The following is a 20,745-nucleotide window of genomic DNA, read 5'->3' as shown; positions in this document are numbered from 1 at the left end:
TCAGACTCCGTAGACTGCGAGGAGGCGCTTCATGCGGGTGACGGCCACTTCCGGATCGCGAAGCAGACCGCATTGATCCGCGAGCCTGAAAACCTCGGTGAAATAGGGAAGCGGCCGCATCGCCTGCGCGCCGTTCAGCATCACGAAGTGATCCTGAAAGCCGTTCAGCCAAGCCAGGAAGACCACGCCCGTCTTGTAGTGTTGCGTCGGCGCCCGGAAGATCAGCCGCGCCAGCGGCACTGTCGGATCCAATGTCGCGCGGAACGCGCTAACGTCGCCCTCGCCAAGTCTCTGTACCGCAAAGGCGGCAGCCGGCGCGAGCGGATCGAAGATGCCGAGAAGTGCGTGCGAAAAGCCCTGCTCGTCCCCCTCGATCAGTTCCGGATAGTTGAAGTCGTCGCCGGTATACATCTTGACGCCCGCCGGCAGCAGCCGGCGCATAACGATCTCCTTGTCCTTGTCGAGCAGGGAGATCTTTATGCCGTCGACCTTGCGGACGTTCGCTCCGATAACGGCCAACGCCGTCTGCATCGCGGGCTCGAATGTCTGGCCACCCCAATATCCGGCAAGCTGCGGGTCGAACATGTCGCCCAGCCAGTGCAGGATGACCGGGTGGTCACAGGCATCGAGCACGTCGGAATAGACGCTGATGTAATCGTCCGGCCCCCTGGCCGCCCGAACCAGAGCCCTCGACGCCATCAGGATGATCCGCCCGCCCAGCTTCTGCACCGCTTCGACCTGATCGAGATAGGCACGTCTCACGTCGTCGATGCTGTGGGATCTGGAAAGGTCCAGGTGGTCGGTTCCGCAGCCGTTCGCAACCAGCGCGTCCGGCAGCTCGGCCTTCGTGCGGCGAATGAGTTCCAGGGCGCCCGCCCAGTCCAGACCCATACCGCGCTGTGCCGTGTCCATGGCCTCGGCGATCCCGAGCCCCAGCCCCGCAAGATAGCGGCGGAACTCCAGCGTCTTCGGCCAGTCGACGGTCGCCCGTCCTGAGGGCTCGTTGGCGGTGAACGGGTCTGCCACGACATGCGCGGCGGAATAGACGACACGAGCACGATCGGGACCGAGGGCCGCGCCCGCTATCGCGTTACCTGAAAGGCTGTATTCGGCCAGCCTGCCTTCGGCATCGGGAAGAGCAATTTTCATTGGAGACCTCAAAATCGCGGAACGAGCATGCCGGCATCTGCCGAGATCGTCTGTCCTGTCGTGTAGGGGAGCCTTCCGGAGGCGAGCGAGGCAATCACGGCCCCGACCTCCTCGGGCTCTCCGACGCGCGGAAAAAGCGTCAGCCCCTGCTCCGCACGCTCTCGATAGGAGTCGATCACCGGAGCGGTCATTTCGGTGGCGATCAGGCCGGGCTGGACGTCGTAAACAGCGACGTTTTCCCGCCCAAGGCGGACCGCGAGCGCCTTGGACACCATCGACGCCGCCGCCTTGGAGGCGCAATATTCCGAGCGCTGAACGGCGACCGCCACGGAATTCGACGAAGTGACGTTGACGATCGAGTGGAAAAGCGGGCTTCGCTCCCGAGCCAGAAGTCGGCGCGCGAAAACCTGGCTCAGAAAGAACATCGCCTTGGCATTCACCGTGAGGCAACGATCCCAGCTCTCTTCCGTCACATCGAGGAGGTCGCCGCGCTTCAGAACGCCAACCCCGGCATTATTGACGAGTGTCGTGAGCGGGCCGAGCTCCGCCTCGATCTTCGTGAGCGCCGCCTCGTGAGCAGCCAAGTCTGCGACGTCGAAGGCCACCGCGATCACCGGCGCTCCGTGCCTGGAGACGCGTGCGGCAGCGACCGCCAATTCGTCGTCGGCCGTCAGCCCGTTGATTGCGACGGAGAACCCTTCCCGCGCCAGGGCTTCGGCAGCGGCAAGACCGATACCGCGTGACGAGCCCGTCACCAGTGCCACGGGTTTCGCGGTCGGATTACTCACGCCCTTGCCCCCTTCTTCAGAAGTTCACGCGCAATGATCATCCGCTGGATCTGGTTCGTGCCTTCGTAGATCTGGGTGATCTTTGCGTCACGATAGAGCCGCTCGACTTCGAAGCCGCGGATATAGCCCGACCCGCCGAAGACTTGGACCGCGTCGGCGGTGCGCTGAACGGCCATGTCCCCGGCGAAACATTTTGCGATCGAGCAGGCCTTCGTCGCGTCCAGGCCCCGGTCGATCTTCGAGGCGGCCGAATGGACGAGAAGACGCGCGGCTTCGATGTCCTTTGCCATGTCGGCGAGAAGCCACTGCACGCCCTGGAAATCGGAAATGGCCTTGCCGAACTGCTTGCGTGTCCCGGCATAGTCCACCGCCGCCTCCAGCCCCGCCTGGGCGATGCCGACGGCGAGTGCGGCGATGCCCACGCGGCCTTTGTCGAGAACGGACATCATCATGTGGAAACCGCGGCCCTCCTGGCCCAGCAGAGCACCGCCCGGCAGGCGCACATCGGTGAAGGTCAACGCTCCCACCTGGCTGGCTCTCTGGCCCATCTTGTGCTCTTTCGGACCTCTCTCGACCCCTGCGGAATTGAGATCGACGATAAAGATCGACATGCCGCGGTTGCCGGCCTCCTTGTCGGTCCTCGCCAGAACGAAACCGACATCGGCAACGGGCGCGTTATGGATCCAGATCTTGCCGCCGTTAAGCATCCAGCCGTCGCCGTCGCGTTCCGCCGTCGTCCGAATGCCCGATACGTCGGTTCCGGCCTCGGGCTCGGTGATGCAGTAAGCGACCTTGGCGCTCATGTTCAGAACGTCGGGGAGCATGCGTTGCTGACCTTCGGTCCCGTGACGGACGAGCAGTGTGGAGATCAGCTCCACCAGCCCGCACTGATCGGCAACCGACGCATAACCGCGGCTGAGCTCCTCCATCACGACCGCATAGGTCAGCGTATCGAAGCCCGGTCCGCCGAGGTGTTCGGGAACGCCGATACCGAACAATCCGAGCTTCGCCATTTCCCCGTAAAGTTCTGCGGGGAAACGTTCCTCGCGGTCGAGAGACTCCGCCATCGGCCGGATCACTTCATCGGCGAACGCGCGCGCCATATCACGCACCTGCCCCTGTATTTCCGTTAGATACATAGACTTATCCCGCATTCAGTAACTATCCAGTTACATACATCGGCATGCGGCAGACGGTCAAGCCGGAAAATCGCCGATCGCACCACGACGAGGCTTGCGCACTGGCCGTCGCCGCGCGTATTGTGCACCATCCAGTTACTTACATGAGGAGATTTGCGAATGCATCCGGGAGAGAAACGGAAGTTCGGCCGCGTGGACCTCGACGTCACCGCATTCGGGTTCGGGACTGCGCCGCTCGGCAACATCTTCCGTGAAATCGACGAAGAGACGTCGCAATCCATGTTTGAGCTCGCCTGGGATGCGGGCGTGCGCTTCTTCGATACCGCGCCCATGTACGGGCATGGCCTGGCCGAACTTCGTACCGGCCAGGGCCTGCGCTGGAGGGATCGGGACGAATACGTGCTTTCATCGAAGGTCGGCCGATTGCTGACGCCCGCCAAGCGATCGACGATCGACTTCGCCCCCTGGGTGAACGCCGCGCCCTTCAGCATGCGCTTCGACTACAGCTATGACGGCACGATGCGCTCCTTCGAAGACAGCCTGCAGAGGCTGGGCCTGGAACGGATGGATATCTGCTTCATCCACGACATCGACGTTTTCACGCGGGGAAGCGAGCAGCCCGAAGTATTCGGCCAGGCCATGGACGGGACCTGGCGGGCGCTCGAGAAACTCCGGTCGGAAGGCCTGGTCAAGGCGATCGGGGTCGGTGTCAACGAATGGGAGGTGTGTCACGAGGCGTTGAAGCAGCGGGATTTCGACTGTTTCCTGCTTGCTGGGCGCTATACGCTTCTCGAACAGGACGCACTCGAGGAATTCCTGCCTCTTTGTGAAGAGCGAGGCGCAGCCGTGGTCGTCGGCGGCGGCTTCAACTCAGGGATCCTGGCAACGGGGGCGAGGGAAGGAGCGAAATACAATTACGCACCGGCGCCGAAGGCCATATTGGAGAAGGTGGCGCGAATCGAGGCGGTGTGCAGGACACATGATGTGCCCCTTGGGGCAGCCGCACTCCAATTCGTGGTCGCGCACCCGGCCGTTCCCTCCTTCATGGCTGGCACACGGACGATCGAACAGCTGCGCCAGAACCTTTCCTGGTTCAGCCACCCGATTCCGGCTGGGTTCTGGACGGAACTCAAGTCCAAGGGGCTCCTGCGCGAGGATGCTCCGATCCCCGCGTGAGGCGACTCAAGAGAGATTGCGCCCTCTCCGATCGTCTTTCTCGGGCTTTGGCCCGAGGAAGACGTTTGAAGAGGGTGCCCGCATCCACTGCCGGGAGAGAAGGTTAGCCGCCTTTCACCGGACCAGAATCGCCCTGAAGTCATTCACATTGGTACCTGTGGGCCCGGGCACGAACAGATCTTCGAGGCAATTGAAAGCAGTCCAGGCGTCGTTGCCCGAGAGCAATGCGACCGGATCTCTGCCGAGTGCGCGCAAGCGCGTGGCGCTGCTTCCGTCCGCAAACGCTCCCGCATTGCTCTCCGAACCGTCGATACCGTCGGTGTCTGCCGCCAGTGAGGCGAAGGACAGGCCTTCGGCTGCGATTGCAAGCGAAAGGAGGAACTCGGTATTGCGCCCTCCCCTTCCATGCCCGCGAAGCGTCACCGTCGTTTCACCGCCCGACAGCAGAACCACGGGACGCTCGAAGGGGCGGTTGCGCAAAACCACTTCGCGCGCGATTGCGGCGTGGACTTTGCCGACGTCGCGCGCCTCCCCTTCGATCGCGTCCGACAGGATGATGGCAGGAATTCCCAGTGCATCGGCCCGAGCCGCGGCAGCCTCCAACGAAAGCCGCGCCGAGGCGATAACCTGGACCTCGTGCCCCGCAAAGACGGGATCGTTCGGCGACGGAGCCGTCCCGTTCTCGCCCTTCAGCCAATCGACCAGCCTCTCGGGCAGTTCGATTCGCCAGGCATCCCTCATTGCGCGGGCAGCAGCTCGGTCCGTCGCGTCGGGAATGGTGGGTCCCGAGGCGACCTGTGCCGGGTCGTCGCCCGGGACGTCGGAAACGATGAAGCTTATCACTTTCGCCGGATGGCAGGCGGCGGCGAGCCGCCCACCCTTTATGCGGGAGACCTGCTTGCGAATCGCGTTCATCACGGAAATCGGTGCGCCGCTTGCGAGCAGTGCCCTGTTCAGGGCGATTTCATCTTCGAGTGCGAGTTCCTCGGGCGGGCAAGGCAGCAGGGCCGAGCCTCCTCCGCAGAAAAGAGCGACGACGAGGTCATCCGGCGTCAGACCCCGAACGGCTTCGAACAGCGCGTGCGAGGCGATCAGTCCGTTGCAGTCGGGAACCGGGTGTGCCGCCTCGATCACTCGTATCCGATCGCAGTGAACGGCGTAGCCGTAGCGGGTGACGACGACGCCTTCGAGCGGGCCGCCCCACAGGCTCTCGAATGCCGCCGCCAGCTGGGCCGCGCCCTTGCCCGCCCCAACGACGACAGTGCGCCCGCGCGGGCGCTGCGGCAATCGCGCGCGAAGCGCAAGCTTCGGGTCTGCCGCCCCCACGGCCGCTTCGAACAATTCCGAAAGAAAGTCCCGATCTTCAGGCGACATGAAAACTCCAGTTCATTGACCGAACCGCGCCGGCCGCCTCTCACGGAAGGCCGACAAGCCTTCCTGCAGCTCGTCGGACGCGGCGGCGACGGCACCCGCCAAGGCTTCGACGACCCGCTCGCTTTCCTCTCCCTCGGCCGCGTTGATGAGCATCTTCGTAAGTTCGGTCGCGCGCGCCGATCGCTTCATTACGCCTGCCGCTGCAATTTCCGCCGCGGCGCGCCCCTCGCCCGTTGCGACCACCTGATCCACCAATCCCAGAGCGAGCGCCTCCTCAGCGCCATAGACATGTCCGAAGAGCGCCATGCGCCGGACGAGCTGCGGACCGAACCTTCGCACCGCGCGCTGCGTTCCGGACCAGCCGGGAATTATTCCGAGCCCCGTCTCCGGCTGCCCTATCCTGACGTGCGCCTCGGCGATCCGGAGATCGGCGCAGGCGGCGAGCTCGAGCCCGCCCCCTAATGTGTGCCCGTTCAACACCGCGATCAGCGGAACCGCGAGCCGGGCCAGAGCATCGAAGGCCGCATGGCCATCACGCACCCAATGGCGGCCGAAGGCCTCGGGCGAAGCATTGCTCCAGGCATCGATGTCGCCGCCGGCGCAGAACGAACGCTCCCCCTCACCGGTCAGTATCGCCACCTTCGCCGCGGAACGCTCGATTTCACGACAGGCCGGGACGATTGCATCGACCATTTCGCCGTCAAGCGCGTTCAGCTTATCCGGCCGGCTGATCGTCAGCCAGGCGACACCTTCCCCGATTTTCAGTCGAACCGGCTCGCTCACAGGCCTAGCCCCATCGCAGTTGAAAGAAACAGGGCCTGGTCCATCTCCTTGAGGCCGTCGGCTACCCGCAGGGGCGTCGCTGCCTGATCGAGAACGTCCCGTCTCAGGTCCAATCCGGGGGCAACCTCGCTGACGACGAGCCCGTCGGGCTCGAGCTTCATCACGCAGCGTTCGGTCACATAGGTGACATCCTGACCTTGAACGCGTGCGCGCCTGCCGGAAAAACTGACCTGATCGACTTTCGGGACGATCTTCGCAATTCGTCCTTCCTTGTCGATGACGAGCCGCCCGTCCTCGATACGCATTTTCGCGCCCGCGTTGAAATTGCCCGAGAAAACGATCTTCCTTGCGCGCGCAGTAATGTCGACGAAACCGCCCGCGCCGGCCGTGCGGTGGGGTGTCGCTGCGAGACGGCTGACATTCACCGAACCTTCGGCGTCGATTTCAAGAAAAGAAAGCAAAGAGCAGTCGAACCCGCCCGCCTGGAAATAGCAGAACTGATGCGGCGAGGCTACGAAGGCCTCGGCGTTGGAGGCACAGCCGAACTTGAAATCGAGCAGCGGCACGCCGCCCACTGCGCCCTGCTCGATCACCCAGGTGATCTTGCCGTGATGCCCTTCCTCTATCAGCACGCGCGGAACGTTTGCCGAAATACCGAACCCGATATTGACCGCCCAGCCGGCCTTGAGTTCCTGCGCCACACGGCGGGCGATCACCTTGCCGGGGTCCAGCGCCGGCGTGCGGAACGTATGAAGCGGGCGGAACAATTCCCCGGATATCGCAGGATCGTACGGGGTCGCAGTCGTCTGCAATTGATCGGGCGCTTCGACGATGACGTCGACGAGTATCCCCGGAACGCGCACATCGTGAGGACGCATCGTTCCCTCGGCCGCGACCCTCTTCACCTGGGCGATGACGATCCCGCCGGAATTGCGCGCCGCAAGCGCCATCTCCATCGCGCCGAGCGTCGCACCCTCGTGCTCGAAGGTCAGGTTGCCTCTCTCGTCGGCGGTCGTCGCCCGGATGATCGCGACATCGGGCTGAATGGGCGGAAAGTGCAGCCAGTCGTCGTCGGCAAAGCGCACGCGCCTGACGATCGGCTCGCTCCGCGCTGCGGCGTTCATGGCGCAGCCTTCCTGTTCGGGATCGACGAAGGTGTCGATGCCGACCTTGGTCAGCACGCCGGGGCGTTTCGCCGCACCTTCCCTCAGCATGTCGAAGACGATGCCAGAGGGCACGTTCCAGGCGGCCACCTCTTCCTTCAGGATCATCTGCCAGATGAGCGGCGGCTCGGCATTGCTCGGACCGGAAGGATACGAACCGCCGATGATCTTCTTGAGCATGCCTCGTCTGGCGATGTGATCGACACCCTTCGTCCCGAAGAAATCTCCGGCGGCGATGGGATGAACCGACGTCAGTCCGCGCGGATGTCCCTCCAACTCGAACCGCTCTCCGAGCGCCTTCAGAACCTCATCGGGACAACCCAGGCCGGACGACGAATTGACCGCCAGCACCGCCCCGTCCCTGACCAGCCCGGCGGCCTCGTTTGCGGTCATCACTTTTGCCATGCCAAGGCTCCTTTTCTTGTTGCGTAAGTAACTAACCAGATATAGCTTAAGCATGATGAACGGTAGAGGCAAGGGGGCATTTTTCCTCAGCTCCCGTTTTAATGGCTAACCAATGGGAGGACCGATGAGCGTCTATTTCGAGAAGAGCTATCAGAGAGGCTTCGGCACCTACCCACTGAAGGGCGAGCCGTTGAAGGCTGCCGTTCGCGAGGCCATCACGGTCGGGTACCGCGCCTTCGACACCGCACAGATGTACGGCAACGAGGCCGAGACGGGGGAAGCGCTTGCCGAAAGCGGCCTGGCTCGTGACGAGCTATGCATCACCACGAAAGTGCACCCCGATAATTATTCCGAAGAAGCATTCCTGCCTTCGGTCGAGGCGAGCCTGAAGGCCTTGCGGGTCGATCAGGCCGATGTCCTGATGCTGCATTGGCCGGAGATCAATGGTGAGAACGCGCGATCCCTGCGGCTGCTACAGAAGGCATTCGACATCGGTCTCGCCCGCAACATCGGCGTCTCCAATTACACGGCCCCGATGATGCGCGAAGCACAATCGATCGTAGAGGCGCCGCTGGTGACCAACCAGGTCGAATTCCACCCGCTCATCGACCAGAGCCGGCTTCTCGACGCAGCCGAGGAAACGAAGATTGCGCTGTCATCCTACTGTTCGGTTGCCAGGGGCGAGGTGTTCAAGCATCCGGTCTTCGCCGAGATCGGCGCAAGATACGGCAAGACGGCTGCCCAGACGGTGCTTCGCTGGATTCTTCAGAAGGGCGTGTCCATGAATACCATGTCCACCAAGCCGGAGAATATCCGGGCGAATTTCGAGATATTGGATTTTGCGCTTTCGCCGCACGACATGAAGCGGATCGATGCGATGAACGCGACAAACTATCGGATTCTGAAAGCCGGGATGTTGCCCTGGGTTCCGGATTGGGACCGGTAGGTCACGCACCTCCTCCGCCCGGGGGACGCCTGAAACATCCAATAAGCGGCGTGAAGGGAGGAGCTTTATTCCGCCAGCATGCGTGCGGGCATATGCCTGATGTGGTCTTGCGCATCATAGAAAATTGCTGCCACAATGATTGTACGGCTACGTTCTACCGGTAGAAACCATATTGCCGTCTTGTCCCGCCGAAGAAACCGGATCCCGGAATGTATATCGGGCCGCAATGTCCCGATATAAGGCGTATCCACGAGACGATCGAATTCGAGGCGCAGTTTGCGGATTCGTTCAGCGCTACGCTCCAACGCCTCGTCAGGCAGATCTCCAAGTTTGACATAAGCGTCGAACAGATGATCGAAAATCAGCTCGAAATCGCGTTCGACATCCGCAGAATATTCAAGTGTCCACACGCACAGTCCGTCGCTTCCGCTCAATCATTGCCGCGACGCGGCCTTCCATTTCCGTCGCAGAAATCATCGGTCCTGTTAATCGACGCTGGATCACCTCACGAAGCGCTGCCGTTTCGACGGCCTCCGCTTCCGTCTTTTGACGAAGCAGTTCGAGGCCCTGCTGCAGGACGGAACTCAGGCTGGAATACCGGCCGCTCTCTACCAACGAACGGGCGAACGCATCCTGTTGATCGGTCAGTGAGATCGATGATTTGACACTCATCGGCTGAACTCCTTTGACCCATCATGCTACTCAGTAGCACACTTGTCAAATTGCGTCGGGACTCATCCGTTACTGCGTCGCAGTCAAGCGTCGCGTCGGATCGCGGCCACGCCCAGGCGCTAGGCTGTCGCTTGCTAGACTAAAGTGGACTTCAGCAGATTTCACGCTAGCCCACCGTACCTTTCTCTGCGTGGTCAGCAGAGAAAGGTGACGCCGCTCCCGCGCGTTCAAATGTTGCCCCGTATCAGATCGGCCGCCTTCTCGCCGATCATGATGGTAGCCGCATTGGTATTGGAGCCCACGAGACTGGGCATCACCGAACTGTCGCAGATGCGGATGCCGTCAAGGCCGTGGACGCGGAGCTGCGGATCGACCACCGACATATCGTCGCGACCCATCTTGCAGGTGCATGTCGGGTGATAGGACGTCCGCCCGTATTGCCGCGCATAGGCCTCGAAGTCGGCCTGTGTCCTGACGCTCTCGTCGGGGAAGCGGATCGTCTTGATGTACTTCTGCAGCGACGGCTGCCCGAAAATTTCCCTGCTGATCCTGATGCCTTCGACCGAGATCCTGAGATCATCCGGATCATCGAGGAAGTTCGGGTCGACGATCGGCAGGGCACGGGGGTCGGCAGAACGAAGGGTGACGGAACCCCGTGACTTCGGCCGGACCGTGTAGGAATTCAAGGTCACGCCGGAGGAACCCTTTGGGACGCTCGGCACCCCGGCCTCGGCTCCCGCCCCCGCAAGAAAGTGGAATTGCAGGTCGGGATAGGGGCTTGCCCTATCGCCGTACCAGAAGGCTCCACCCTCCACAACATTCGAGGCGACCGGCCCGGATTTGAAAAGCGCGTATTCGATTCCCGCCAAGAGCATCCAGTGGAACTTGTTGTACTTGTCGAGGCTGTCATGCCCCTTCAGTTCGGCAACGATGTCCACGCCGAAGTGATCGTGGAGGTTCTGGCCGACCCCCGCCATATCCTGCACGACGTCGATACCGTGGCTCCGCAGAGAGGCGGCCGGGCCGACGCCTGAAAGCATCATGAGCTTAGGCGTTCCGATCGCACCCGAGGTGACGAGAACCTCGCTTTCCGCCCGGGCGATCTTCGCGGCGCCCCCGGTCGAGTATTCGACGCCGACGGCGCGGCGGCCCTGGAATACGATGCGCAGGACAAGCGCACCCGTGATGAGCATGAGGTTCTTGCGCGCGAGCGCCGGCCGCAAATATCCGACAGCGGCCGAGCAACGGCGGCTGTTGCGGATCGTCGTCTGGTAGACCCCCGCACCTTCCTGGACCGGCCCGTTGAAGTCGGGATTATAGGGGATGCCGAGTTCCTGGCAGCTCTGGACGAAAGCCCGTGTCATCGGCTGCGGATCGGGAAGGTTGGAGACTCCGAGAGGACCGTCCGTCCCGTGCCACTCGCCGGAGAGGATCGTATTGCCCTCGGATCGCAGGAAGTAAGGCTTCACCTCCTGAAAGCTCCATCCGTCGGCCCCCTCTTCCACCCAGCGGTCATAGTCCCGCGGGTGGCCGCGCGTATAGACCTCGGCATTGATCGAGGACCCTCCGCCGAGCACTCTCGCCTGGGCATAGGGAATCTCGCGGTTGTTTGCATGTTTCTGCGGGGCGGTCGTCAGGCCCCAGGTCATCGGCCCCGCGGTCATCTTTGCGAAGCCGACCGGCATGTGGATCAACGGGTGACGGTCGCGCCCGCCCGCCTCGATCAGGCAGACGCGCACCGAAGGGTTCTCGGAAAGGCGGGCGGCCAGAACGCAGCCCGACGATCCGCCGCCGACGATGACGTAATCAAAACCTTCCATCATCAGGAGATCCAATGCGTGCGCTTGCCGATCTCGACATGGACCGATTTCACCTGCGTATATTCCTCGACCCCGTACATGCCGGCTTCGCGGCCCCAACCGGACTGCTTGAAGCCTCCGAGCGGCATCTCCGGCCCGCCGGCCATCATGGTATTGACCCAGAAGCGGCCCGCACGAACGCGGCGCGTGACGGTCAGGGCCTTGTCGATATTCTTGGTCCAGACGCTTGCAGCCAGTCCGTAAACCGTGTCGTTTGCCAGTTCGACCGCCTGCTCGACCGTGTCGAAGGTCATCGAGCAAAGCACCGGCCCGAAGATCTCGTCACGCGCGATCGCCATCTCACGCGATACGCCCGAAAACAGCGTGGGCGCGATGTATTGCCCGCGGCCGAGATCGATGGCGGTCCCCCCGGTCACGAGCTCCGCTCCTTCCGTCTTGCCCTTGGCGATATAGTCGAGAATGGTCGTGTTCTGCGCTTCGGTCGTGATCGCGCCGACCTGGGTCGTCTCGTCCAGCGGGTCCCCGACGCGTATGCGTTTCATCTTCTCTGCAAGCAGCGCTTCGAATTCGCGCGCCACCGATCGCTCGACGATCAAGCGCGATGAGGACACGCAGCATTGTCCCGTATTGAAGCTGATGCCGAAAGCTGCGCCATCGGCGGCATCCTCTAGATCGGAGTCGGCAAAGACGATGATCGGGTTCTTGCCTCCAAGCTCCAGGCCGAGCTTCTTGAAATTGCTGTCGGCGGCCGCATGCACGCAGGAACGGCCAACGGCGGTCGAACCCGTGAACGACAGCATGTCGATGTCCGGATGCTCACTCATGGCCTGGCCGATCGTCCGGCCCGAGCCGGTGATGACGTTATACACGCCGTCGGGCAGTCCGGCTTCGGCGAGCACCTCGGCAAGTATGAGAGTCGTCGCGGAAGTCACCTCCGACGGTTTCACGACCATCGTGCAACCCGATGCGAGAATGAAGGGAACGCGCTCGCACAGGATAAGGAAAGGAAAGTTCCATGGCGTGATGAGCCCGACGACCCCGATCGGCTCGCGCAGAACCATGCCGAACAATCCGTCTCCGAGCGAATTGAAGCTGTCGCCGTGCAGAAGGCGGGCTGCACCCGCGCCTACTTCGAAGCAGGCGATGCAGTGGTCGATCTCGCCGCGCGCCTGAGCGATCGGTTTGCCATTTTCCAGCGTCTCCCAATAGGCGAGCTCATCGCGGCGGGTGCGCAGGATCTCGGCCACCCGCAGCAGTACCGAGGCACGAGAGCCCCCCGGGAGACCGGACCAACGCCGGTCCTCGAAAGCCCGGCGTGCGGCGGCGACTGCGGCATTCAGGTCGTCGACGCTGCATTTTGCCGTGCGGGTGACCGCAACGCCATGTCCGGGCGAGTGCCGCACGAAGAAGTCATGCCCGCTTTGCCATTTGCCGTCCACGAAGAAACCGAAATCCCGCGGGGCGGCCGGAGGGGAAAGGAAGTTGTTCAGCTGGTCCATCGGGTGCCTCCCTATTCTAGTAACTAAACGGATATTGCTGTTAGCTGCGCACTCGACCACGATGGCTTTAGGTCCGGTCGACCTGAAGTCATGGCCGTAATCGATTCAAAAAACTGGAGCGGGATGCGGCGGAAAACCGCGCAGACACTTCCTCATCCCGCACTAAGCGTCCAGCAGGATCTGGGTCTTGAGGTGCCCGGTTCTTGCCGGAATCGTTTCGAAGGCCTCCTGAATGCGTTCGAGCGGATAGTGAGCAGCGGTGAAGGCCGCGGTCCGGAACCTGCCATGGGACAGAAGCGTCAGCGCGTCATGCATGTCCTCCCCCATTCCGGCAACCGAGCCTTTGAGGCTGTTTTCCTCGAGTACAGTCCTGAGTATCTCGATCGGAATGGTCTCGCCTGGCGGGGTAATCCCGAAGAAAGCCACATGACCGCCCTTGCGGACCAGGTCGAAGGCCTGGCGATAGAGCTTCGAGCTGCCGACGCTTTCGACGACGATATCTGCGCCGCGTCCGCCCGTCATCTCCAGCACCTTGCTCCTGAGCGTCGCCGGCTCCGATACAGCAGCATCCGCGCCCGCCTCAACCGCCATGCGGCAGCGCTCGCTCGACAGATCCGCAACAATGATCGGGGCCATGCCGACAAGGCGCATCATCTGGACATGCAGGTTGCCGATGGGGCCCGCTCCCAGAACCACTCCCGACCGACCGAAGGCCGCACCGGCCTTGCGCGCCGCCCGGACGACGCAGGCGACCGGTTCGACGAGGGCAAGAACTGCTTCGGGAACCCCATCCGGCACCGGGAGCACCAGACGGCCGGGAAGAGCGACATACTGCGCAAAGGCTCCATCGCGCCCGATCCCGATCTGCTCCACTTCGCCGCAGTTCAGAACCTCGTTGCGTCGGCACCAGTAGCAGTTGCCGCAACCGATATTGATGTCCGCGACCACACGCATCCCGGTCTTGAGGTGCGTCACGCTTGCGCCAATCTCGGCGATCGTCCCGCAGAACTCGTGCCCAGGCACTATCGGCAACCGATCAGCCGCGTAATGGCCGTTGAATATGTGGAGGTCGGTACCGCATATGCCCGCCCGCGTTACGCGGATCAGGACGTCGGCTGGACCGATCTCGGGAATGCCGACCTCTCTGACTTCAAACCGGCGCGGCTCCACGAGAACGGCAGCTTTCATCGTCGCCATCCTTCTCTCCTACTTCACGGTCCTGAGCTTGGCCCGGTCGATCGTCAAGGCGATGGCGCCGATGAGGACGATGCCGAAGACCATCTGCTGTTGTGTCGCATCGATCTCGAAATAGAGCATCGAGGCGCGAATGACCGCCACGATCAGGGTGCCGATAACCGTGTTGAGGACCCCACCCACGCCGCCCGTCAGCGGAGTTCCGCCAACGAGAACGGCGACGATAGCCGGCAGCAGGAAACCGTTGGCGATCGTCGGCGCTCCGCCCGACAGCTTGACTGCGAACAGGAGGCCGGCAATCGCCGCAAGCGCACCGGAAATCGCAAAGGCCAGTATCTTGTAGCGGGCCACGTTCAAACCCGATGCGGCGGCGGCGAGCTCGCCTGCGCCGACGGCCTTCAGCGCCCGTCCGAGAATGGTCCGGCGCTCGATGAAGAGGCAGACGAGGAGGAGCACTGCCGCGATGAGGAGTTCGTTCGGGACCCCCCATGTCCGGCCGATCATCCAGCCGAAGGTCTCGTTGCGTTGCGCCGCGTCCATGTTCAGCGCGCGCTGGCCGGACAGCCACTGTGCGACCGAAAAAGCGACGCCGCCTACGGCAAGAGTGGAAATGAAGGACGGAACGTAAAGCCTCGTGGTGATGTAGCCCGACAAGGTGCCCAGCAGGAAACCCGCGGCCACGCAGAGAAGGGCCACCCAGGCTCCCATCGATGCAAGGTAGACCGAGGCAATCACGGTCACCATGTTGGCCATGGACTGGGCCGACAGGTCGATGCCTCCGATATAGATGGCGAAGGTCAGGCCGAGCGCCATGATGAAGAGCGGCACGATGTCGCCTGCGAGGCTCATGAGGTTTTGCGGCTTGAGAAAGCCGGGATCGGCCATGCCGACGATGGCGACGAGCACCGTGAGCGTGATCCAGGGCAGGTGCGGTTTGAGGCGTTGTATGTCCATCTTATCCTCAGATCATGTAATGCAGGAGGTCATACAGGGAGGGCTTCGCGCCAGGCACGCAATCGAACCGTTTCTGGATCCTGCCATCCTTGACGACGACGATCGTATGGGAGAGTCCGATCGCTTCCTCGAGCGTGTCGGCCACCAGGACGATCCCGACGCCCGCATCGCTCATGGCGCGGATCATTTCGTAGACGTCCTCCTTCGCCCCGATGTCGAGACCGCGCGTCGGGTGATCGAGGAGCATGATATCGGCGCCCGCGGAGCGCCATTTGGCGAGAACGACCTTCTGCTGGTTGCCGCCTGAAAGGTTGCCGCAGTCGGCGAGCTCGGAATGGGCCTTGATGGAGAGCTTCCTGATCCACTCCCGCGCGAGCGCGCGCTCCTTTCCGACCTGCAGAACGCTCGCCGTCGAATGCTTCTTCAACTGCGAGAGGGTCATGTTCTCGTAGACATTCATGCCCGCCACGATGCCCTCGATCTTGCGCTCGCGCGGAACATATCCGACACCGAGGCCGACCGATTGACGCGGCGAATATGTCCTCACCTCCCGTCCCTTGATCTTCAGGCGTCCGCCGGTGGGGCTGAGCATGCCGTAGATTGCGCGCAGGATCGCTTCACGGCCCGAGCCTTCGGTTCCGACGAGGCACAGGACCTCACCGGCGTGAAGCCTGAGCGAGATATCCTTCGTGCGGCCCGGCAGGTCGATGCCGGACATTTCGACGAGGACTCTCGAGGGATCGTAGGGCTTTTGAAGCTGCTCCCGATAATATTGCTTGTCGACGTTCCGCCCGACCATCTTGTGCTGGATCGATTCGGCATCGGCTCCGCCCCCGCCCCGCTCGACGACGTCGACCACCTGTCCGTCCTTCATCACGTAGATCCGATCCGACAGCTCCATGACTTCGTCCATTCGGTGCGAGACGAATATGAAGGAGGCACGGGTCACGAGCTCGCGCACGAGCTTGAACAGAAGCTCGACTTCGTCCTTCGACAGAACCGAGGTGGGCTCGTCGAGGAGGATGACGAGATCGCCGTCGACCCGCTCTTCGAGTGTGAGGACCTTGGCGAGTTCGACCAGCTGACGCTGAGCGAAGGACAGTTTCGATGTGACCGTCGAAGGATCGATGTCCAGCTTGACCTTCGCAAGCTGTGCTTTCGCGGCCTTGGCCATCTCCTTCCAGTTGATGACGCCGAGGCGGACGAACTGCTGCTCGTAGCCGAGAAAAATGTTCTCCATCACCGTCAGGTTCGGGATCAGGGACTGCTCCTGAAACACCATCCCGATCCCCTTTTCCATCGCCTGGCGGGGGTTCGCGAAGCGCACGGCATCGCCGTTGATGAGGATCTGCCCGCCATCGGGCTGGTAGGCGCCATAGATCACCTTCATCAGGGTGGATTTTCCCGCGCCGTTCTCTCCCACCAGCCCGACGATCTCGCCGCGCTTGATATGGAAGTCGATCGCCTTGAGCGCATGAACGCCGGGAAACTTCTTGTCGAGGGACTTCAGCTCGTACATGTCCTCACCCTCACTTCACGAAAGAGACCAGCTTGCGATCGGTCGACAGCACGACGGCAAGGATGACGAGGAGGCCCAGAACTCCGTCCTGAAGGAAATCCGGCAGACCGATGACCACCATGCCGTTGTTGATGACGCCGACGATCAGGACGCCTATCAGCGCATTCCACACGCCGCCGATGCCGCCCCACAGAGCCACTCCGCCGACGACGACGGAGGTGATCGATACGAACATGAAATTGGAACCCGTCACCGACTCCGCTTGACCGATGCGTGCGACGACGAGGACTGCCGCGATCGCGTAAAACACGCCTGCAAGCGCAAAGCCGGCGATCCGCACGCGGCTGACGTCGAGGCCCGAGGCATGCGCCAGCTCTTCTCCGCCGCCGACCGCATAGAAGTTGCGGCCGAGCCTCGTGTGCTCCTGGATGAACCAGGCCACGATCAGGAATACGGCGGCCACGTACACCATGAGCGGGAAGCCAAGCCATCTGACGGTCAAGAGGCCACGGAACGCCGGATCGCTGACCCTCACTATGTCGCCGCCGGTGATCAGAATTGCCGCGCCGGTTCCGACGAAGCCCATCGCGAGGCTCGCCATGAACGAGGGTACCCGCAGTTTGACGTGGACCAGGCCGTTCAGGAAGCCTATGAGCCCGCCTATGATCAGGATCAGCGGAAGGGCGAGCCACGCCGTGCCCAGCAAGGTGCCGCCGAGCTTTATGAAGGCAAAGGAGAAGAGCACGGCCGTAAGCGAGATGACACCTTCCATGGAAAGGTCGATCGAGCCCATGATGATGATGAAAGTCACGCCCACGGCCACCATCAAGGCGGGGGCGGATGCGATGGCGATGCGCGCGAAGTTGCGGGCCGAGAAGAATGTCGGGTTTAAAACCGTAAAGAAGATCACAAGCGCGATGAGCACCAGAAGGGGCGCCCATTTGATCAGGGTCTCGCGCGATATGGGCCGGGTCACGATGGGCACCTTTCGCAGGGTCTCGGATAGGAATATCGGGGACGGTCAGCTGTGCGCCGTCCCCGGAAAGAGGGTCAGGACCGATACTGAATTTGTCCGTTCGAGGGACCCCAGAAGTCGGCCCAATCGTATTTCGGTACCGAATCCAGATATTTGGCCTTGAACTCCTCGGCATCCTTCTTGCTGACCAGGACGGTCGGTCCGTAGAACTCGCGATGTTCTTTCGGCTCTTCCGACGGCTTGAAGCTGCCGGTTGCCGCATGGTAGGCGAGCGCCGACGTGATGCCACCGCCCCAGTGCGGATTGGTGAAGACCGTCGCGAGCAGCTGGCCGTCCATGACCATCTGCACCGCTTCGGGATTGCCGTCATAGGACACGATCGGCATGCCCTCGATGCCTTCGGCGCGCAGCGCCTCGATGACGCCGTAGGCGATGTTGTCGTTGGCGCAATGCACGCCCTTGATCCTGTCGCCATAGCGGGTCAGGAAGGATGACATCAAAGCCGCGCCCTTCTGCGTGTCCCAGTCCGCCGGCTGCGCGTCGAGCAGTTCGATGTTGGGAAAGTCCTTCAGCGCATTCTTCAGACCGTTGAGCCGCTCGACCGCAGGGTTGTTGGCGGCAATGCCGCCCAGGTGGACGACACCGCCCTCGCCGCCCATGGCTTCGAACAGGATGCGCGCGGTCTCTTCGGCGGGCTTCTCGTCCGACCAGGTCATGTGCGACACGTAGTTGTCGCCGAAATCCCATGGATGGAGATCATCGGTCTTGTTCCAGATCGTGGAGATGTAGCCGCCCGCAGCCGCCACCGCCTCCACGATCGGCCGCGCATTCGGGCTGTCATTGGCATCGCAGGCCAGGGCGCAATTTCCATTGTTCTTGGCAAGGAAGGCCTTGATGTCGGCCAGAGATTTCTCGGATGATCCTTCGTTGATCAGACTTACGAGCGCGCTCTTCGGCTTGCCGAGCGATTCGACGAATGCTTCGCCGCCGGAGACGACCGAGTTCCAATAGGCCGAAGCGCGGTCGCGATAGCTCCAGGCGATCGCGGGATCCGTCAATGCAGCGCGCGCGCCGCCGCCAAACGGGTTTGGCAGGACCGCTGCCCCCAGACCTGCGGCCGAGGCAAGCAGAAAGTGACGACGGCTGATCGTCTCACGCTCGATGAAGTTCTTGATGAATGTCGACATTCGCATTCCTCCCAATGCAGTTGAGTGTCCGGCACCGACGGCTTCATGGAGGAGAATGATCATTCCCCGCCCGCACCCTTCTTCCGCCGCCACTACCGTTAACGCACTAACTAGTTACTTGTTTAGTGTTGCATGAGTCAAGGGTTTTCATATATTTTCATCAAGCCGACCATCTCGGCAGGCGGCTTTGACGGCTATACCGGCAGGCGTGTATGAGTCGGACAACACAAGCCATGAACGCGTGAAGGTCAGACCTTGAGAACGACGAGTGCACAGAAAGCGAAAGCAGCCGGGAAGCCACGGCTACGCGATGCCGAAGCAACCAAGGCGCGCATCCTCGAGGCCGCGAAGAAAGAATTCGCGAAAAACGGATTGGGGGGCGCCAGGGTGGACGTGATCGCCGAGAAGGCAAACGCCAACAAGCGGATGATTTACCACTACTTCGACGGCAAGGACCACCTCTTCCAGACCGTTCTCGAAGACGCCTATAACGGGATACGGACCGCGGAACAAAAGCTCAACCTCAATGACCTTGAACCCAAGGCTGCCCTCGAGAAGCTCGTACGTTTCACCTGGGAATACTATCTGAAGCACCCGGAGTTCATAACGCTGGTCAACAGCGAGAACCTTCATCGCGCCAAGCACTTGAAGAAGTCCCAGGTGGTCCGTGCAACCAGTCGAAAATTCGTCGGCATGGTCAAGGAACTGCTGGAGCGGGGCGTTTCCGAAGGGGTTTTCCGGCCGGGAATCGACCCGGTCCAACTGAACCTCACCATCGCGGCCATCGGCTATTACTACATCACCAACCGCTTCACCGGTTCGATCGTTTTCGAGCGTGACCTGATGGCGAAAGACGCGCTCGAAGAGCGCGTTCAATTCAACATAGAGACCATCATGCGCATGGTTTGCGCTTAGATCACGACGACTTCAGGTCGGGTCCGTCGAAATCGGTCCAATCAAGGACGATGAACGGTTCCTCGATACGTCTTGCGGCAATGTCTGCGTAGAGAGAGGCAGGATCGGTCGGAGGAACACGGCGCAGCAGTCCGCCGAGTTCGATTCTTCCCTCTGCCAGCCAGTCGAGCGCCCGGGCAAACCCTCCGAAGACGCTGTGGCGCGCGTTATTGTAACCGCCCAGCAGTTCCTCCCACTCGAATGCACGGGCATGAACCGGCAATTCCCATTCCCAGCCCGACCGCAAGGTCACGAGATTGAAGAAAACCGCGTTCAGAAGCTCATGCGCGGAGATCTCGGTCAGCTTGCGCCATGGAACGCCGACCAGGACGACCTCGCCCAGGCGGCGAACGATGCGGCATGCGTCGAGCACGGCCCCTTCATGGCCGGAACAATCGAGAACGAGCGCGACCTGCCCCTGAAGCGACGACTGAAGCGGGACACGCTCGCGGCAATCGGAGATGCCGCAACTGGCGAGCTGCGCCCTTCTCAGAGGATCCGGATCGACGACGGTCACGCGGTAACCGGAAATCTTGAAGAGCTGCGCCGCGAGAAGACCGACCGGGCCGGCTCCAGTGATAACGACGTGATCGCCAGGCCGGGCCTTGGTCGTCATGAGGCTCGTGAGCGACACGCCCATGAGGCGTGAGAGAACGGCGATCTCGGGCCTCAAGCCGGCCGGCAATGGAACCGTGTCCCGCGCCGTATGCGTCTGAGTGCTTCGGTGCATGCCCATCGCGAAACGCAATTCACCGGGCCGAATACCATCCACGCCGTCCGCCACCTCTTCCACCTCGAAGACGGCAGAATAGCCGGGCCGAATCGGAAAAACATCGCCATTCGCCCAGCCGAGTTCGGTTCCGGGGCTGACCAAAGTACAAACCGTCCGCCCACGGATTTCGCCGGAGTTTAGCGGCAAGTCCACATACCGGTCGAGTCGGAACGTCTGCTTTGCAGGGATCGTTATCTCGTGGGGCAAGCGCACTCCTTTCCGTGGCGACGGCCTTCTTGCGATCGGTGATGAAATCACTCTCCGGTTACCGGGGA

Annotated in this window: 19 protein-coding genes; 3 read left to right on the top strand and 16 right to left on the bottom strand. The window is 62.1% G+C overall.

Translation table 11 applies throughout. The annotated features are described in order from the left end of the window. From JOH52_RS28330 to JOH52_RS28320, 3 genes are read right to left on the bottom strand one after another with little or no spacing between them, the layout of a single operon-like run. A complete protein-coding gene (locus tag JOH52_RS28330) occupies window positions 1-1,149 on the bottom strand; it encodes a dihydrodipicolinate synthase family protein (protein WP_013845502.1) in 1,149 nt (382 codons plus the stop codon). A gap of 8 nt (window positions 1,150-1,157) precedes the next feature. Next, on the bottom strand, window positions 1,158-1,937 hold the full coding sequence (locus tag JOH52_RS28325) for a 3-ketoacyl-ACP reductase (RefSeq protein WP_013845503.1): 780 nt from the start codon (window positions 1,935-1,937) through the stop codon (window positions 1,158-1,160). After that, window positions 1,934-3,076, bottom strand: a complete 1,143-nt coding sequence (locus JOH52_RS28320; RefSeq protein ID WP_010967739.1) for an acyl-CoA dehydrogenase family protein — start codon at window positions 3,074-3,076, stop codon at window positions 1,934-1,936. The genes JOH52_RS28325 and JOH52_RS28320 overlap by 4 nt, the downstream gene beginning before the upstream one ends. 159 nt (window positions 3,077-3,235) lie before the next feature. Here JOH52_RS28320 and JOH52_RS28315 point away from each other — a divergent pair, with 159 nt between their 5' ends. After that, complete coding sequence (locus tag JOH52_RS28315; RefSeq protein WP_010967740.1) at window positions 3,236-4,252, top strand: aldo/keto reductase; 1,017 nt, start codon at window positions 3,236-3,238, stop codon at window positions 4,250-4,252. 114 nt (window positions 4,253-4,366) lie between these two features. Here the strand turns inward: JOH52_RS28315 and JOH52_RS28310 are convergent, their stop codons facing one another. The 3 genes from JOH52_RS28310 to JOH52_RS28300 are packed head-to-tail and all read right to left on the bottom strand — an operon-like array spanning window position 4,367 to window position 7,977. Further along, window positions 4,367-5,626: a glycerate kinase type-2 family protein gene (locus JOH52_RS28310; RefSeq protein ID WP_013845504.1), complete on the bottom strand. Its 1,260-nt coding sequence runs from the start codon at window positions 5,624-5,626 to the stop codon at window positions 4,367-4,369. 12 nt (window positions 5,627-5,638) lie between these two features. Then, window positions 5,639-6,409, bottom strand: coding sequence for an enoyl-CoA hydratase/isomerase family protein (locus JOH52_RS28305; RefSeq protein ID WP_010967742.1), 771 nt, complete (start codon window positions 6,407-6,409; stop codon window positions 5,639-5,641). Then, window positions 6,406-7,977 carry an acyl CoA:acetate/3-ketoacid CoA transferase gene (locus tag JOH52_RS28300; RefSeq protein ID WP_010967743.1) on the bottom strand — a complete coding sequence of 524 codons (1,572 nt, stop codon included), beginning with the start codon at window positions 7,975-7,977 and terminating at the stop codon, window positions 6,406-6,408. The genes JOH52_RS28305 and JOH52_RS28300 overlap by 4 nt, the downstream gene beginning before the upstream one ends. 124 nt (window positions 7,978-8,101) lie before the next feature. On the opposite strand from JOH52_RS28300, the gene JOH52_RS28295 reads away from it, so the two are divergent. Next, a complete protein-coding gene (locus JOH52_RS28295; RefSeq protein ID WP_013845505.1) occupies window positions 8,102-8,923 on the top strand; it encodes an aldo/keto reductase in 822 nt (273 codons plus the stop codon). Between the two features lie 65 nt (window positions 8,924-8,988). Here JOH52_RS28295 and JOH52_RS28290 read toward each other — a convergent pair whose 3' ends face one another. The 9 genes from JOH52_RS28290 to JOH52_RS28250 form a co-directional block, all read right to left on the bottom strand. After that, entirely contained in the window at window positions 8,989-9,339 is a 351-nt protein-coding gene (locus JOH52_RS28290) for a type II toxin-antitoxin system RelE/ParE family toxin (RefSeq protein ID WP_080567612.1), read from the bottom strand. Beyond that, window positions 9,320-9,595 carry a type II toxin-antitoxin system ParD family antitoxin gene (locus JOH52_RS28285; protein ID WP_014531516.1) on the bottom strand — a complete coding sequence of 92 codons (276 nt, stop codon included), beginning with the start codon at window positions 9,593-9,595 and terminating at the stop codon, window positions 9,320-9,322. Before JOH52_RS28285 ends, JOH52_RS28290 begins: the two co-directional genes overlap by 20 nt. 227 nt (window positions 9,596-9,822) lie before the next feature. Further along, window positions 9,823-11,418, bottom strand: coding sequence for a GMC family oxidoreductase (locus JOH52_RS28280; protein WP_010967746.1), 1,596 nt, complete (start codon window positions 11,416-11,418; stop codon window positions 9,823-9,825). After that, a complete protein-coding gene (locus JOH52_RS28275; protein WP_010967747.1) occupies window positions 11,418-12,914 on the bottom strand; it encodes an aldehyde dehydrogenase family protein in 1,497 nt (498 codons plus the stop codon). Before JOH52_RS28275 ends, JOH52_RS28280 begins: the two co-directional genes overlap by 1 nt. A gap of 162 nt (window positions 12,915-13,076) precedes the next feature. Further along, window positions 13,077-14,111: a zinc-dependent alcohol dehydrogenase gene (locus tag JOH52_RS28270; protein WP_014531515.1), complete on the bottom strand. Its 1,035-nt coding sequence runs from the start codon at window positions 14,109-14,111 to the stop codon at window positions 13,077-13,079. A gap of 9 nt (window positions 14,112-14,120) precedes the next feature. Next, window positions 14,121-15,062, bottom strand: a complete 942-nt coding sequence (locus tag JOH52_RS28265; protein ID WP_010967749.1) for an ABC transporter permease — start codon at window positions 15,060-15,062, stop codon at window positions 14,121-14,123. A gap of 7 nt (window positions 15,063-15,069) precedes the next feature. Continuing rightward, entirely contained in the window at window positions 15,070-16,581 is a 1,512-nt protein-coding gene (locus tag JOH52_RS28260) for a sugar ABC transporter ATP-binding protein (protein WP_010967750.1), read from the bottom strand. Between the two features lie 10 nt (window positions 16,582-16,591). After that, on the bottom strand, window positions 16,592-17,557 hold the full coding sequence (locus JOH52_RS28255) for an ABC transporter permease (protein ID WP_003527033.1): 966 nt from the start codon (window positions 17,555-17,557) through the stop codon (window positions 16,592-16,594). Window positions 17,558-17,631: 74 nt separating this feature from the next. Next, complete coding sequence (locus JOH52_RS28250; protein ID WP_013845509.1) at window positions 17,632-18,744, bottom strand: sugar ABC transporter substrate-binding protein; 1,113 nt, start codon at window positions 18,742-18,744, stop codon at window positions 17,632-17,634. 255 nt (window positions 18,745-18,999) lie between these two features. On the opposite strand from JOH52_RS28250, the gene JOH52_RS28245 reads away from it, so the two are divergent. Beyond that, window positions 19,000-19,659, top strand: coding sequence for a TetR/AcrR family transcriptional regulator (locus JOH52_RS28245; RefSeq protein ID WP_003527031.1), 660 nt, complete (start codon window positions 19,000-19,002; stop codon window positions 19,657-19,659). 1 nt (window position 19,660) lies between these two features. Here the strand turns inward: JOH52_RS28245 and JOH52_RS28240 are convergent, their stop codons facing one another. Continuing rightward, on the bottom strand, window positions 19,661-20,683 hold the full coding sequence (locus tag JOH52_RS28240) for a zinc-binding dehydrogenase (protein ID WP_234705570.1): 1,023 nt from the start codon (window positions 20,681-20,683) through the stop codon (window positions 19,661-19,663). Between the last annotated feature and the right edge of the window lie 62 nt (window positions 20,684-20,745).

The organism is Sinorhizobium meliloti (assembly GCF_017876815.1).
GTDB lineage: Bacteria > Pseudomonadota > Alphaproteobacteria > Rhizobiales > Rhizobiaceae > Sinorhizobium > Sinorhizobium meliloti.
The sequence above is the reverse complement of the archived record's forward strand: the minus strand, read 5'-3'. Positions and strand labels throughout refer to the sequence as shown.